Origin of the sequence: Bacillus cereus group sp. MYBK216-1 (assembly GCF_051916495.1) — a bacterium.
In the GTDB taxonomy this organism is placed as follows: Bacteria; Bacillota; Bacilli; order Bacillales; family Bacillaceae_G; genus Bacillus_A; species Bacillus_A thuringiensis_K.
The window spans coordinates 487189-501468 of sequence record NZ_JBQAGT010000004.1; the positions used below are offsets into that span (position 1 = coordinate 487189).

Sequence of the window (14280 nt, forward strand, 5' to 3'; positions counted from 1 at the left end):
TGTTGATGGTATATCAAAATCACTTTCAGACTCTTTCCTGTGAAGGAAAAATGTGTGTGAGGTAAGCAAATAAATTTCGGACACACTAACTGTACATTACAGCTAGGAGGAATGTACACGTGAATGAAATTTACATGGAAATAAAAGAAGAATTGCAATTGATGAGAAAAGAGTTGCAAGAGAGACTAGCTAAAGAAGTAATGCACAAATATGATGTCGAGTTCAGCCAAGAACTTGGATATGAAATTAAGGAAGAGATAAAGAAAAAATTGCTATTACATGATATAAAAGAGGATTTAAAGGATGTAGAACGCGCATTATTTAAGATGGAAATAGACATGTATGGTATTTGTGAAGAGACGGGGAGATTAATTTCGACAAAGCAAATGAAGACAATGCCGACTGCCCGTACGATTCATGAATTCTTCTATGAAAAGGTAAATGTATGAATACGCACAACGATATTATATTACCTTTTTTTAATTTATTTTATTCTTCTATAAAGGTTCATTGTGAAAAGGTAGCAGCTATGCTAAAATTTTGAGGTACACTGTCTTTGTGGGGGAAATGAAAATGATATATTATGTAATAGCGTTATTCGTCATTGCTATCGATCAAATATCGAAGTGGTTAATTGTAAAGAACATGGAATTGGGTACGAGTATTCCGATTATCGACAATGTATTATACATAACATCACATCGAAATAGAGGTGCTGCTTGGGGTATTTTAGAAAATAAAATGTGGTTCTTCTACATTATTACAGTTGTTTTTGTAGTATTTATTGTATTTTATATGAAAAAGTATGCGAAAACAGACAAGCTTCTAGGTATTTCGTTAGGCCTAATTTTGGGCGGGGCAATTGGTAACTTTATTGATCGTGTATTTAGACAAGAAGTAGTGGATTTCATTCACGTGTATATTTTCTCGTACAACTATCCAGTATTCAATATAGCTGATTCAGCATTATGTATTGGTGTTGTATTAATTATTATTCAAACATTATTAGAAGGCAAGAAAGCGAAGGAGTAATTGAATGAGTGAAGTAGTACAAGTAACAGTTGCAGCAGAGCAAAAAAACGAGCGAATTGATAAATTCGTTGCAGGGATAAATAACGAATGGTCACGTACGCAAGTGCAGCAATGGATTAAAGATGACGTTGTGACAGTAAACGGGAAAGCTGTAAAAGGAAATTATAAAGTAAAAGAAGAAGATGAAATTACAGTAACAATTCCTGAACCAGAAGAGTTAGATATTCAACCAGAAGATTTAAATTTAGAAATTTATTATGAAGATGCAGATGTGCTTGTTGTAAATAAGCCACGTGGTATGGTTGTACATCCAGCACCAGGGCATACAAGTGGTACACTTGTAAACGGCCTCATGCACCATTGTACAGACTTATCAGGCATTAACGGTATAATGCGTCCAGGTATCGTGCATCGTATTGATAAAGATACATCTGGACTATTAATGGTTGCTAAAAATGATATGGCACATGAATCGCTTGTAAATCAGCTTGTAGCAAAAACAGTAACGAGACGTTACAAAGCGATTGTACACGGTGTGATTCCGCATGATAAGGGAACGATTGATGCTCCGATTGCTCGTGATAAGAAAGAGCGTCAAAGTATGACAGTTGATGAAAATGGTAAGAACGCTGTTACGCACTTCCAAGTGTTAGAACGCTTTAAAGACTTTACACTTGTAGAATGTCGCTTAGAAACGGGACGTACGCACCAAATTCGTGTTCATATGAAATATATTGGCTATCCACTTGCAGGAGATCCGAAGTATGGTCCGAAGAAAACGTTAGATATGAATGGACAAGCACTTCATGCGGGTATTTTAGGCTTTGATCATCCTCGTACTGGTGAATATATTCAGTTTGAGGCACCAATTCCAGAAGTGTTTGAAGACGCATTAAATATTTTACGAAAATAGTATTGACAAATCATAAGAAAACTGAGATACTGACAACAGTTAAATAATGATCCTTTAACACAGCCCCGTGAGGTTGAGAAGGTAACGGTTTGAAATACTTAGGGTATGTTGTACCCTTTTTTCAAAAGTCCTCTCGCACACGCTGAGAGGACTTTTTTTATACCATTACTCTCACGCAAGAAAAAAGCTTGGAGGTGTAGAGCATGCAAGAGAAAGCTGTCGTTTTAGATGACCAAATGATTCGCCGCGCTTTAACACGAATTAGTCATGAAATCGTGGAACGAAATAAAGGTGTCGATAATTGTGTTCTTGTCGGAATTAAAACTCGTGGAATTTTTATTGCACAACGTTTGGCAGAACGAATTGGTCAAATTGAAGGAAAAGAAATGGAAGTTGGAGAGTTAGACATTACGTTATATCGTGATGATTTAACACTACAATCGAAAAATAAAGAACCACTTGTAAAAGGTTCTGATATCCCTGTAGATATTACGAAGAAAAAAGTTATCCTTGTGGATGACGTATTATATACAGGAAGAACAGTTCGAGCAGCAATGGATGCTCTTATGGATTTAGGTAGACCATCTCAAATCCAATTGGCGGTTCTTGTTGATAGAGGTCATCGCGAATTACCAATTCGCGCTGATTATGTAGGGAAGAACATTCCAACATCAAGTGAAGAGCGTATCGAAGTTGATTTGCAAGAGACAGATCAACAAGATCGAGTAAGCATATACGATAAGTAAAGCCCTTTTAAATGTAGTCCTGTGAGGCTGCCAAAGGGTCTTGGCTTTCATATGTCAAATTTGGCATACGAAAGTGTAGGACTCTTTGTGCACAGGCACAAAGAGTTTTTTTATTGCAAAGATTTAAACTGAAGGAGGATGTAACAATGGAACAAAAGCCAGTGTTAGACGTTAATGAAGTACCGAAACCGGGAAAATGGTTATTTTTAAGTATACAACATTTGTTCGCGATGTTTGGATCAACAGTGCTTGTTCCATTTTTAACAGGATTGAATCCATCAGTAGCATTAATATCAAGTGGATTAGGAACGTTAGCGTTCCTTCTTATAACGAAAGGCCAAGTACCTGCTTATCTAGGATCATCATTCGCCTTTATCGCACCGATTATAACAGCCAAAACGGCAGGTGGACCGGGAGCGGCAATGCTTGGTGGTTTGCTAGCAGGACTTGTGTACATTTTAATCTCACTCGGAATTAAGAAATCAGGATCAGAGTGGATTATGAAATTACTACCACCAATCGTAGTTGGTCCAGTAGTAATGGTAATCGGTCTAGCTTTAGCACATACAGCAGTTAACATGGCGATGAACGATGCGGATGGCAAATATAGCTTTACACATTTTTCAGTAGCGTTAGTAACATTAGCAATTACAATTATATGCTCGATATTTGGAAGAGGATTTTTCAGTATAATACCAGTGTTACTTGGCATTATCGGCGGATATATCTTCGCTTACTTCCAAGGGCTAGTAGACTTAAAGCCGGTAGCTGAGGCAAAATGGTTTGTTGTACCAGATTTCACAGTACCATTTGTAACATACACACCAGAGTTTTCATGGAAGATTGTACTCTTGATGGTACCAGTTGCACTAGTAACAATATCAGAACATATCGGACATCAAATTGTTCTTGGAAATGTTATTAAAAGAGATTTAATTGAAAAACCAGGTTTACACCGTTCAATCTTCGGTGACGGAGTAGCAACATTAATCGCGTCACTAATCGGTGGGCCACCAAATACAACGTATGGTGAAAACATCGGTGTGCTAGCAATTACGAGAGCATACAGTGTATACTTATTCATCGGTTCAGCAGTATTCGCAATCATGTTCGGATTTATCGGTAAGATTTCTGCACTGATTCATTCGATCCCAACACCAGTTATGGGTGGTGTATCAATCTTACTATTCGGTGTAATCGCATCAAGCGGATTACGCATGATGGTAGATGATAAAACAGATTTAAGTGACAAACGAAACCTAATGATTGCATCAGTAATATTAGTAATCGGTATTGGTGGAGCGGTACTTCACGTAGGAGAATCATTCCAAGTAGAAGGAATGGCACTAGCAGCAATTGTAGGTGTACTGTTAAATCTACTACTACCGGAAACGAAACAAATAAAACAATCTAAGCAGATTGCTTCATAATAATAACCTTTTAATTCAGTCCTGTGAGACCGAAAAGGGTGGCTTCTTTCTTGCACCCTAGTCTCACATGACTAGGGTATTTTTATGCAAAGGTTGTTATAAAAATTCAAAAGTGGTAACATAAAAATCAGAAAGATGAGGGATGACGATGAGCCATTTGTTAACGATGAGTGAATTATCGGAAGTAGAAATTTCAGAAATCCTAAAAGATGCAGAAGATTTTGCGAATGGAAAAGAGAGCAAAACGACAGAGCAAACTTTTGTTGCGAACTTGTTCTTTGAGAATAGTACGAGAACGAGATTTAGCTTTGAAGTTGCTGAGAAGAGATTAGGACTTGATGTTTTAAACTTTTCAGCTGATGCATCTAGCGTACAAAAAGGAGAAACTCTATACGATACGATAAGAACACTAGAATCAATCGGAACAAAAGCAGTGGTCATCCGCCACGAGCAAGATCGCTACTTCGATGAACTAAAAGATCAGGTGAATATTCCAATCTTAAACGCTGGAGATGGATGCGGAAACCACCCAACACAGTGCCTACTGGACCTTCTTACAATTAAACAAGAGTTTGGAAGATTTGAAGGTTTGAAGATTGCAATAGTAGGAGATGTTCGTCATAGCCGAGTAGCACGTTCTAATGCAGAAGCATTAACGAAGCTTGGTGCAACGATTTACTTTGCAAGTCCAGAAGAGTGGAAAGATGAAGACAACACATTTGGAACATACAAACCATTAGATGAACTTGTTCCAGAAGTTGATGTAATGATGTTACTCCGTGTACAACATGAGCGTCATGATCATTATGAAACAGACATTATGAAAGAATATCATGAGAAACACGGATTAACAGTAGAAAGAGAAAAGCGTATGAAAGAAGGAAGCATTATTATGCATCCAGCTCCTGTAAACCGTGATGTTGAAATTGCAAGTGAACTTGTTGAGTGTGAGCGTTCACGCATATTTAAACAAATGGAAAATGGAGTTTACGTAAGAATGGCTGTACTAAAACGCGCCTTACCAAATGTATTAGGAGGAATGAAACATGAATTATTTGTTTAAAAATGGTCGTTATATGAATGAAGAAGGAAAAATCGTAGCAACGGATCTTCTCGTACAAGACGGTAAAATCGCTAAGGTAGCAGAAAATATTACGGCAGATAATGCTGAAGTAATCGATGTGAACGGAAAGTTAATCGCACCTGGATTAGTAGATGTACACGTACATCTTCGTGAACCAGGTGGTGAACATAAAGAAACAATTGAAACAGGTACACTAGCAGCGGCAAAAGGTGGATTCACTACAATTTGCGCAATGCCAAATACACGCCCGGTACCAGATTGCAGAGAACATATGGAAGACTTGCAAAAACGTATTGAAGAAAAAGCTCATGTTAACGTACTACCATACGGAGCAATTACAGTACGTCAAGCTGGTTCTGAAATGACAGATTTCGAAACATTAAAAGAACTTGGAGCATTTGCTTTCACAGATGACGGCGTAGGCGTACAAGATGCGAGCATGATGTTAGCGGCTATGAAACGTGCAGCAAAATTAGATATGGCAGTAGTTGCGCACTGTGAAGAGAATACGCTTATTAATAAAGGTTGTGTACATGAAGGGAAGTTTTCTGAGAAACACGGATTAAACGGTATCCCATCAGTATGTGAATCTGTACATATTGCAAGGGATATACTGCTTGCTGAAGCAGCAGATTGCCACTATCACGTATGTCACGTAAGTACGAAAGGTTCTGTACGTGTAATCCGTGATGCGAAACGCGCTGGAATTAAAGTAACAGCAGAAGTAACACCGCATCACCTAGTGTTATGTGAAGATGATATCCCATCAGCTGATCCTAACTTTAAAATGAACCCACCACTTCGTGGAAAAGAAGACCATGCAGCATTAATTGAAGGTTTATTAGATGGAACGATCGATATGATCGCAACTGACCATGCACCGCATACAGCGGAAGAGAAAGCACAAGGAATTGAAAGAGCACCGTTTGGAATTACTGGTTTTGAAACAGCATTCCCGCTTCTATACACAAACCTTGTGAAAAAGGGAGTCATTACGCTAGAACAGTTAATTCAATTCTTAACAGAAAAGCCAGCTGATACATTCGGCTTAGAAGCAGGTCGCCTAAAAGAAGGTAGAGCAGCTGATATTACAATCATTGATTTAGAACAAGAAGAAGAGATTGACCCAACAACATTCTTATCAAAAGGAAAAAATACACCATTCGCAGGTTGGAAATGCCAAGGATGGCCGGTAATGACAATCGTTGGTGGTAAGATCGCATGGCAAAAGGAGAGTGCATTAGTATGAAAAGACAACTTATCTTAGAAGATGGAACAGTATTAATTGGAACAGGTTTCGGAGGCGAAATCGAAAAGTCAGGTGAGGTTGTATTTACAACAGGAATGACTGGATATCAAGAAACATTATCTGATCCATCATATTGCGGTCAAATCGTAACATTCACGTACCCATTAATCGGAAATTACGGCATTAACCGTGACGATTTTGAATCCATTCACCCATCTGTAAATGGTTTAATCGTAAACGAAATTTGTGATCACCCATCAAACTTCCGTAATGAAATTTCGTTAAATGATTACTTGAAAGAAAGAGATATTCCAGGATTAGCAGGGATTGATACGAGAAAATTAACGAGAAAAATTCGTCAATACGGTACATTACGCGGACGCCTTTGTAACATGGATGCAGATGTAGAGTACATTGTAAGCCAATTAAAAGCGACAGTATTTACAGATCATGTAAAACGCGTATCAACGAAAGATCCATACCCAAGCCCAGGTCGTGGTCACCGAGTTGTACTAGTAGACTTCGGTATGAAACATGGTATTTTACGAGAATTAAATAAGCGTGACTGTGATGTAATTGTAGTTCCTTACAACACAACAGCAGAAGAAATTTTACGCCTTAGCCCAGATGGAATTATGTTAAGTAATGGACCTGGAGATCCGAAAGATGTACCAGAAGCAATTGAAATGTTAAAAGACATTATCGGTAAAGTTCCTTTATTCGGAATTTGCCTAGGACATCAATTGTTCGCTCTAGCATCAGGTGCAAATACAAGTAAGTTGAAATTTGGTCACCGTGGTTTAAACCATCCAGTAAAAAATCTTGCAACTGGAAAAGTAGCAATTACATCTCAAAACCACGGATACGCAGTAGAAGAAGAATCAGTTGAAAATACAGATCTTGAAATTACACATGTTGCTTTAAACGATGGAACGGTAGAAGGTCTTCGTCATAAGAAGTTCCCAGCATTTACAGTACAATACCATCCAGAAGCTTCAGCGGGACCAGAAGATGCAAATGATTTATTCGAAGATTTCTTAACAATGATTGAAAACTTCAAGAAAGAAGGGGAAGAGTTATGCCAAAACGCCTAGACATTAACACAATTTTAGTAATCGGATCAGGACCAATTGTAATTGGGCAAGCAGCGGAGTTTGACTACTCTGGCACACAAGCTTGTCAATCTCTTAAAGAGGAAGGTTACAAAGTAATCCTTGTTAACTCTAACCCAGCAACAATTATGACGGATACTGCAACAGCAGATAAAGTATACATTGAGCCATTAACATTAGAATTCGTAAGCCGTATTATTCGTAAAGAACGTCCTGATGCAATCCTACCAACATTAGGTGGTCAAACAGGTTTAAACATGGCTGTTGAACTTGCAAAATCAGGCGTACTTGACGAGTGCGGAGTTGAAATTTTAGGAACAAAATTATCAGCAATCGAGCAAGCGGAAGATCGTGATTTATTCCGTACATTAATGCAAGATTTAAATGAACCAACACCACCAAGTGAAATTATTCATAACCTTGATGAAGCATATGGATTTGTAAATGAAATTGGTTATCCAGTAATCGTTCGACCAGCGTTCACATTAGGAGGAACGGGCGGCGGAATTTGCCATAACGAAGAAGAGCTAATTGAAATCGTAACAAGCGGTTTAAAACATAGTCCAGTAACACAATGTTTATTAGAGAAAAGTATTGCTGGCTGTAAGGAAATTGAATATGAAGTAATGCGTGATTCAAATGATAACGCGATTGTAGTATGTAACATGGAAAACATCGATCCAGTTGGTGTTCACACAGGTGATTCGATTGTAGTAGCACCGAGCCAAACGCTAAGCGACCGTGAATATCAAATGTTACGTAACACTTCATTACGAATTATTCGTGCACTAGGAATTGAAGGCGGATGTAACGTTCAGCTTGCGCTTGATCCATATAGCTTCCAATACTATGTAATCGAAGTAAATCCACGTGTAAGTCGTTCATCTGCACTAGCATCTAAAGCAACTGGATATCCAATTGCGAAATTAGCAGCAAAAATTGCAGTCGGTTTAACGTTAGATGAAATCGTAAACCCAGTAACACAAAAAACTTACGCTTGCTTCGAGCCAGCGTTAGACTATGTTGTTTCAAAAATTCCACGTTGGCCGTTTGATAAGTTTGAATCAGCGAACAGAACGCTTGGAACACAAATGAAAGCAACTGGTGAAGTTATGTCAATCGGACGTAACTTAGAAGAATCATTACTAAAAGCAGTTCGTTCTTTAGAGCTTGGCATTTATCACTTAGAATTAGACCACTTAAAAGAACTTGATAAAGAAACGATGAAAAAACGTATCATTAAAGCGGATGATGAACGACTGTTTATTGTAGCAGAAGCAATTCGCCAAGGTGTAACGAAAGAAGAAATCAATGAATGGTGTGAAATGGACTTCTTCTTCTTACAAAAAGTTGAAAACATCGTAAATATGGAACGTGAAGTAAAAGCGAATGTAGGAAATATGGAAGTACTACAAACTGCAAAAGAAATGGGCTTCAGCGATCACTACATTGCAGCAGCTTGGAACAAAACGGAGCGCGAAATTTATGATATGCGTAAAGAAAATAATATGATGCCAGTATTCAAAATGGTAGATACTTGCGCGGCAGAGTTTGAATCTGCAACGCCATATTACTACAGCACATATGCAGACGAAAATGAATCGATTGTAACAGATCGTAAGAGTGTAGTAGTTCTAGGATCTGGTCCGATCCGCATTGGTCAAGGTGTTGAGTTTGACTACGCAACAGTTCACTCAGTATGGGCAATTAAAGAAGCTGGATATGAAGCAATTATTATTAACAACAACCCAGAAACAGTTTCAACAGACTTCAGTATTTCTGACAAATTATACTTTGAACCATTAACGATTGAAGATGTAATGCACATTATCGATTTAGAAAAACCAGAAGGTGTTATCGTTCAGTTCGGTGGACAAACGGCAATTAACTTAGCAGCGAAACTAGAAGAACACGGTGTGAAAATTTTAGGAACATCACTTGAAGATCTAGACCGTGCAGAAGATCGTGATAAATTCGAAGCTGCACTAACACAATTAGGTATCCCACAACCAGTTGGTAAAACAGCAACAACTGTAGAACAGGCGGTAGCAATCGCTGAAGAAATTGGTTACCCAGTATTAGTAAGACCATCTTACGTATTAGGTGGACGTGCGATGGAAATCGTATATCGTCAAGAAGAACTACTGCACTACATGAAAAATGCAGTTAAAGTTCATGCGGAGCATCCGGTATTAATTGACCGTTACATGGTTGGTAAAGAAATTGAAGTAGATGCAATTTCAGACGGCGAGAATGTATTCATTCCAGGTATTATGGAACATATTGAACGCGCTGGAGTTCACTCTGGTGACTCAATTGGAGTATACCCACCACAAAGCTTATCTGAAAAACTAAAAGAACAAATTATTGAACATACAATTGCACTTGGAAAAGGTTTAAACATTGTTGGATTACTAAATATCCAGTTTGTAGTATTCAAAGATCAAGTGTACGTAATTGAAGTAAACCCACGTGCGAGTCGTACAGTACCGTTCTTAAGTAAAATTACGGGCGTACCTATGGCGAATGTTGCAACGAAAGTTATTTTAGGTCAAGACTTAGTTGAGCAAGGATACGGAACTGGTTATCACCCAGAAGAGAAAGAAGTATATGTAAAAGCACCGGTATTCTCGTTTGCGAAACTACGCTCAGTTGATACAACATTAGGACCTGAAATGAAATCAACAGGGGAAGTAATGGGTAAAGACTTAACACTTGAAAAAGCATTATACAAAGGATTAGTTGCTTCTGGAATTAACATCCCAACGCACGGATCAGTAATTATCACAGTAGCGGATAAAGATAAAGAAGAGGCAATGGAAATTGCAAAACGTTTCCACGAAATCGGTTATAACTTATTAGCAACAGCTGGAACAGCAAAATCGTTAGCGGAGCAAAATATTCCAGTGCAAGTTGTAAACAAAATTGATTCTGAAGACTACAACTTACTTGATATTATCCGTCAAGGAAAAGCGCAGTTTGTAATCAATACATTAACAAAAGGAAAACAACCAGCGCGTGATGGTTTCCGCATTCGCCGTGAATCAGTAGAAAATGGTGTAGCTTGCTTAACATCACTTGATACAACGAGAGCAATCTTACGAGTATTAGAATCTATGACATTCTCAGCTCATTCAATGAAAGAAATTACGCAAACAAAGCGTCACGAGGTGGTACATGCATGATGCAAAAGCAAAATATGATCGTCGTTAACCAAAAAGAAATCGCAAAAAATATTTACGAATTAGTGCTTCAAGGAACGTTAGTACAGCAAATGAACGAACCAGGGCAGTTTGTACACATTAAGGTAGCAGAGGGCATTGCGCCCCTTCTGCGCCGCCCAATTAGTATTTGTAATGTAGATCAAGAGAAGAACGAATTTACAATGCTATATCGTGCCGAAGGACAAGGGACAAAAACATTAGCAACTAGAAAACAAGGTGAAATGGTAGATGTACTGGGACCATTAGGAAACGGTTTTCCTGTAGAAGAAGCAGAAGCTGGCCAAACAGCTTTATTAGTAGGCGGGGGAATTGGTGTACCACCACTTTATGAATTATCACAGCGCCTCGTTGCAAGGGGTGTACGTGTTATTCACATCTTAGGTTTTCAAACGAAAGATGTTGTTTTCTATGAAGAAAAATTTGCAGAACTTGGTGATACGTACGTTGCGACAGTAGACGGTACACACGGTACAAAAGGATTTGTCACAGATGTAATTGATAATTACGGAATCGACTTTGATATTCTTTACTCATGTGGCCCGTTAGCGATGCTTCGTGCATTAGAAGGACGTTACAAAGAGAAAAAAGCCTATATTTCATTAGAAGAGCGTATGGGTTGTGGTATTGGAGCTTGTTTCGCATGTGTATGCCACTTACAAGAAGATCCAAGTGGACATTCTTACAAGAAGGTGTGTAGCGACGGACCAGTATTTCCAATCGGGGAGGTTGTACTATGAACAGATTGCAAGTTGAATTACCAGGATTATCATTAAAAAATCCAATTATACCGGCATCTGGATGCTTTGGGTTTGGTCGTGAATATGCACAGTTTTACGATTTAAGTGTACTAGGATCAATCATGATTAAAGCGACGACAGAACAACCACGTTATGGAAATCCAACGCCTCGTGTTGCTGAAACACCAGGCGGCATGCTAAATGCAATTGGACTTCAAAACCCGGGATTAGACAAAGTAATGAATTCGGAATTACCATGGTTAGAACAATTTGACCTTCCAATTATTGCGAACGTTGCAGGCTCACAAGCTGAGGATTACGTAGCGGTTGCGAAGGAAATTTCTAAAGCGCCTAATGTCCATGCACTAGAATTAAACATTTCTTGTCCGAACGTAAAAACAGGTGGTATCGCCTTTGGTACAAATCCTGAAATTGCTGCTGATTTAACGAAGCGAGTAAAAGAGGTTTCTGAAGTGCCTGTATACGTGAAATTGTCACCGAACGTGGCAAACATAGTGGAAATTGCAAAAGCGATTGAAAATGCAGGTGCAGATGGTTTAACGATGATTAATACATTGCTTGGTATGCGTCTAGATTTAAAAACAGCTAAACCAATTTTAGCAAACCGTACAGGCGGATTATCAGGTCCTGCGATTAAGCCAGTAGCAATTCGCATGGTCCATGAAGTAAGCCAAGCGGTTAACATTCCAATTATCGGAATGGGTGGTATTGAAACAGCTGAAGATGTAATTGAATTCTTCTATGCTGGCGCAAGCGCAGTTGCAGTAGGTACAGCGAACTTTATCGATCCGTTCGTATGTCCGACAATTATTGAAGAGTTACCAGCATTATTAGATGAGTTAGGATTTGATCACATTTCGGAATGTCAAGGAAGGAGCTGGAAGCAAACATGTCACAGTCGTTAATCGTTGCACTAGATTTTCCAGGGAAACAAGAAGTAGAACAATTCTTACAACACTTTGAAGGGGAAGAGTTATTTGTCAAAGTAGGTATGGAGTTATTTTACAAAGAAGGCCCTGCGATTATTACGTACTTAAAAGAAAAGGGACATAAGATCTTCTTAGATTTAAAACTTCATGATATTCCGAATACAGTAAAAAGCGCTATGCGTAGCTTAGCTAGTCTAGATGTCGATATGGTAAATGTTCATGCTGCTGGGGGAAGCAGCATGATGAAAGCTGCGATTGAGGGATTAGAGGAAGGTAAGCAAGAAGGAAAAGAGAGACCGATTTGTATTGCAGTTACACAACTAACAAGCACTTCGGAAGCTATGATGAAAAAAGAGATTGGCATTGAGAAAACGTTAGAAGAAGCGGTTGCTCATTATGCAAAACTAACGAAAGAAAGTGGACTTGATGGCGTTGTTTGTTCAACACTTGAAGTTCCAAAATTACGTGAAGTATGCGGAAATGAATTTGTAACAGTAACACCGGGGATTCGTCTTGCAAGCGATGATGTAAATGACCAAGTGCGCGTAGCAACACCGAAACGTGCGAGGGAACTTGGTTCAAGTTACATCGTAGTCGGACGTAGTATTACAAAAGCAGAAAATCCGCTTGAAGCGTATAAAACAGTAAAACAACAGTGGGAAGGTGTAACAGTATGAAAAAAGAAATCGCATCGCATTTATTAGAAATTGGAGCAGTATTTTTACAACCGAATGATCCATTCACTTGGTCTTCAGGTATGAAATCACCAATTTATTGTGATAACCGTTTAACTTTATCTTATCCAAAAGTACGTCAAGCGATTGCAGCTGGATTAGAAGAGTTAATTAAAGAGCACTTCCCAACTGTAGAAGTTATTGCAGGAACAGCAACTGCTGGTATTGCGCACGCTGCATGGGTAAGCGATCGTATGGATTTACCAATGTGCTACGTACGTAGTAAAGCAAAAGGGCACGGTAAAGGGAACCAAATCGAAGGAAAAGCTGAAAAAGGTCAAAAAGTCGTAGTAGTAGAAGACTTAATTTCAACTGGCGGTAGTGCAATTACATGTGTAGAAGCACTTCGCGAAGCTGGATGTGAAGTATTAGGAATCGTATCAATCTTCACATACGAGCTAGAAGCAGGAAAAGAAAAGCTAGAAGCAGCTAACGTAGCATCATATTCTTTAAGTGATTACAGTGCATTAACTGAAGTTGCAGCAGAAAAAGGTATGATCGGACAAGCTGAAACGAAAAAATTACAAGAGTGGCGTAAAAATCCAGCTAACGAAGCTTGGATCACAGCGTAATACAAAAAAACGACCGCGGGGGAACGCGGTCGTTTTTTATATTATTGTTAAAAATTCAAGTAAAGTTCCATCAATATTAAAGAAAATCATATTACAATCTCCTTAACTACTTAGTGCTTTCTGCAAGCTTATATCCTCTTACAAACAATAGAGTCACATAAGAAACAATAAATGAGAAAATGCTATACATGCCGACCCAAAAGAAAAATTTTGGAGTAAAGGCGATAACACCTATTATTAAAAAACTAGCAAACGTTACAATCGGCATTACGTAATACGTTTTCGTTTTGCGTGTTCCAATAACAGATACGATAAAGATAAATAATGGACAAATTAATAAGACGAAAATCAATTCATTCATAGGTATGTCCCCTTTTCTAATTGCAGTAATCTGTTTCTCGTAAACGTTTTGAAATAATTACTCTCCTAATATAATTTCGCTAAGTAATAACGAATCCCTCTTGAAAACTGATAATTCATGATGAATTTTACAAGCA

Annotated in this window: 14 protein-coding genes; 13 read left to right on the top strand and 1 reads right to left on the bottom strand. The window is 38.4% G+C overall.

Annotation, left to right across the window (positions count from 1 at the left end; translation table 11 throughout):
* The first annotated feature begins 119 nt into the window (after positions 1-119).
* The 13 genes from ACTFRH_RS17095 (at position 120) to pyrE (ending at position 13783) form a co-directional block, all read left to right on the top strand.
* Complete coding sequence (locus tag ACTFRH_RS17095; protein ID WP_001002956.1) at positions 120-449, top strand: molecular chaperone DnaK; 330 nt, start codon at positions 120-122, stop codon at positions 447-449.
* 124 nt (positions 450-573) lie between these two features.
* Positions 574-1032: a lipoprotein signal peptidase LspA gene (gene lspA, locus ACTFRH_RS17100; protein ID WP_000642180.1), complete on the top strand. Its 459-nt coding sequence runs from the start codon at positions 574-576 to the stop codon at positions 1030-1032.
* 4 nt (positions 1033-1036) lie between these two features.
* Positions 1037-1945, top strand: coding sequence for an RluA family pseudouridine synthase (locus ACTFRH_RS17105; protein ID WP_000005828.1), 909 nt, complete (start codon positions 1037-1039; stop codon positions 1943-1945).
* Between the two features lie 203 nt (positions 1946-2148).
* Positions 2149-2691, top strand: coding sequence for a bifunctional pyrimidine operon transcriptional regulator/uracil phosphoribosyltransferase (pyrR, locus tag ACTFRH_RS17110; protein ID WP_001156491.1), 543 nt, complete (start codon positions 2149-2151; stop codon positions 2689-2691).
* Positions 2692-2837: 146 nt separating this feature from the next.
* Complete coding sequence (uraA, locus tag ACTFRH_RS17115; RefSeq protein ID WP_000435923.1) at positions 2838-4121, top strand: uracil permease; 1284 nt, start codon at positions 2838-2840, stop codon at positions 4119-4121.
* 148 nt (positions 4122-4269) lie between these two features.
* On the top strand, positions 4270-5184 hold the full coding sequence (gene pyrB, locus ACTFRH_RS17120; RefSeq protein ID WP_000018849.1) for an aspartate carbamoyltransferase: 915 nt from the start codon (positions 4270-4272) through the stop codon (positions 5182-5184).
* Positions 5168-6454 carry a dihydroorotase gene (gene pyrC / locus ACTFRH_RS17125; protein WP_001108367.1) on the top strand — a complete coding sequence of 429 codons (1287 nt, stop codon included), beginning with the start codon at positions 5168-5170 and terminating at the stop codon, positions 6452-6454. Before pyrB ends, pyrC begins: the two co-directional genes overlap by 17 nt.
* Positions 6451-7548, top strand: a complete 1098-nt coding sequence (locus tag ACTFRH_RS17130) for a carbamoyl phosphate synthase small subunit (protein WP_000828675.1) — start codon at positions 6451-6453, stop codon at positions 7546-7548. Before pyrC ends, ACTFRH_RS17130 begins: the two co-directional genes overlap by 4 nt.
* Positions 7533-10751 (top strand): carbamoyl-phosphate synthase large subunit, encoded by a 3219-nt coding sequence (carB, locus tag ACTFRH_RS17135; RefSeq protein WP_001126102.1) that lies wholly within the window; start codon positions 7533-7535, stop codon positions 10749-10751. Before ACTFRH_RS17130 ends, carB begins: the two co-directional genes overlap by 16 nt.
* Complete coding sequence (gene pyrK, locus ACTFRH_RS17140; protein WP_000983365.1) at positions 10748-11527, top strand: dihydroorotate oxidase B electron transfer subunit; 780 nt, start codon at positions 10748-10750, stop codon at positions 11525-11527. The genes carB and pyrK overlap by 4 nt, the downstream gene beginning before the upstream one ends.
* Positions 11524-12453 (top strand): dihydroorotate oxidase B catalytic subunit, encoded by a 930-nt coding sequence (pyrD, locus tag ACTFRH_RS17145; RefSeq protein ID WP_001081049.1) that lies wholly within the window; start codon positions 11524-11526, stop codon positions 12451-12453. The genes pyrK and pyrD overlap by 4 nt, the downstream gene beginning before the upstream one ends.
* Positions 12438-13154, top strand: a complete 717-nt coding sequence (pyrF, locus tag ACTFRH_RS17150) for an orotidine-5'-phosphate decarboxylase (RefSeq protein WP_000083512.1) — start codon at positions 12438-12440, stop codon at positions 13152-13154. Before pyrD ends, pyrF begins: the two co-directional genes overlap by 16 nt.
* Positions 13151-13783: an orotate phosphoribosyltransferase gene (pyrE, locus tag ACTFRH_RS17155; RefSeq protein ID WP_000711449.1), complete on the top strand. Its 633-nt coding sequence runs from the start codon at positions 13151-13153 to the stop codon at positions 13781-13783. The genes pyrF and pyrE overlap by 4 nt, the downstream gene beginning before the upstream one ends.
* Before the next feature lie 106 nt (positions 13784-13889).
* Here the strand turns inward: pyrE and ACTFRH_RS17160 are convergent, their stop codons facing one another.
* Positions 13890-14144, bottom strand: a complete 255-nt coding sequence (locus tag ACTFRH_RS17160; RefSeq protein WP_001003920.1) for a YbeF family protein — start codon at positions 14142-14144, stop codon at positions 13890-13892.
* Between the last annotated feature and the right edge of the window lie 136 nt (positions 14145-14280).

Excerpts from the sequence above, each read along its gene's own strand:
- ACTFRH_RS17105 (WP_000005828.1), top strand. The coding sequence starts at position 1,037 with ATGAGTGAAGTAGTACAAGTAACAGTTGCAGCAGAGCAAAAAAACGAG.
- lspA (WP_000642180.1), top strand. The coding sequence starts at position 574 with ATGATATATTATGTAATAGCGTTATTCGTCATTGCTATCGATCAAATA.
- pyrK (WP_000983365.1), top strand. The coding sequence starts at position 10,748 with ATGATGCAAAAGCAAAATATGATCGTCGTTAACCAAAAAGAAATCGCA.
- uraA (WP_000435923.1), top strand. The coding sequence starts at position 2,838 with ATGGAACAAAAGCCAGTGTTAGACGTTAATGAAGTACCGAAACCGGGA.
- ACTFRH_RS17160 (WP_001003920.1), bottom strand. The coding sequence starts at position 14,144 with ATGAATGAATTGATTTTCGTCTTATTAATTTGTCCATTATTTATCTTT.
- pyrB (WP_000018849.1), top strand. The coding sequence starts at position 4,270 with ATGAGCCATTTGTTAACGATGAGTGAATTATCGGAAGTAGAAATTTCA.
- pyrR (WP_001156491.1), top strand. The coding sequence starts at position 2,149 with ATGCAAGAGAAAGCTGTCGTTTTAGATGACCAAATGATTCGCCGCGCT.
- pyrF (WP_000083512.1), top strand. The coding sequence starts at position 12,438 with ATGTCACAGTCGTTAATCGTTGCACTAGATTTTCCAGGGAAACAAGAA.
- pyrD (WP_001081049.1), top strand. The coding sequence starts at position 11,524 with ATGAACAGATTGCAAGTTGAATTACCAGGATTATCATTAAAAAATCCA.
- pyrE (WP_000711449.1), top strand. The coding sequence starts at position 13,151 with ATGAAAAAAGAAATCGCATCGCATTTATTAGAAATTGGAGCAGTATTT.
- carB (WP_001126102.1), top strand. The coding sequence starts at position 7,533 with ATGCCAAAACGCCTAGACATTAACACAATTTTAGTAATCGGATCAGGA.
- ACTFRH_RS17130 (WP_000828675.1), top strand. The coding sequence starts at position 6,451 with ATGAAAAGACAACTTATCTTAGAAGATGGAACAGTATTAATTGGAACA.
- pyrC (WP_001108367.1), top strand. The coding sequence starts at position 5,168 with ATGAATTATTTGTTTAAAAATGGTCGTTATATGAATGAAGAAGGAAAA.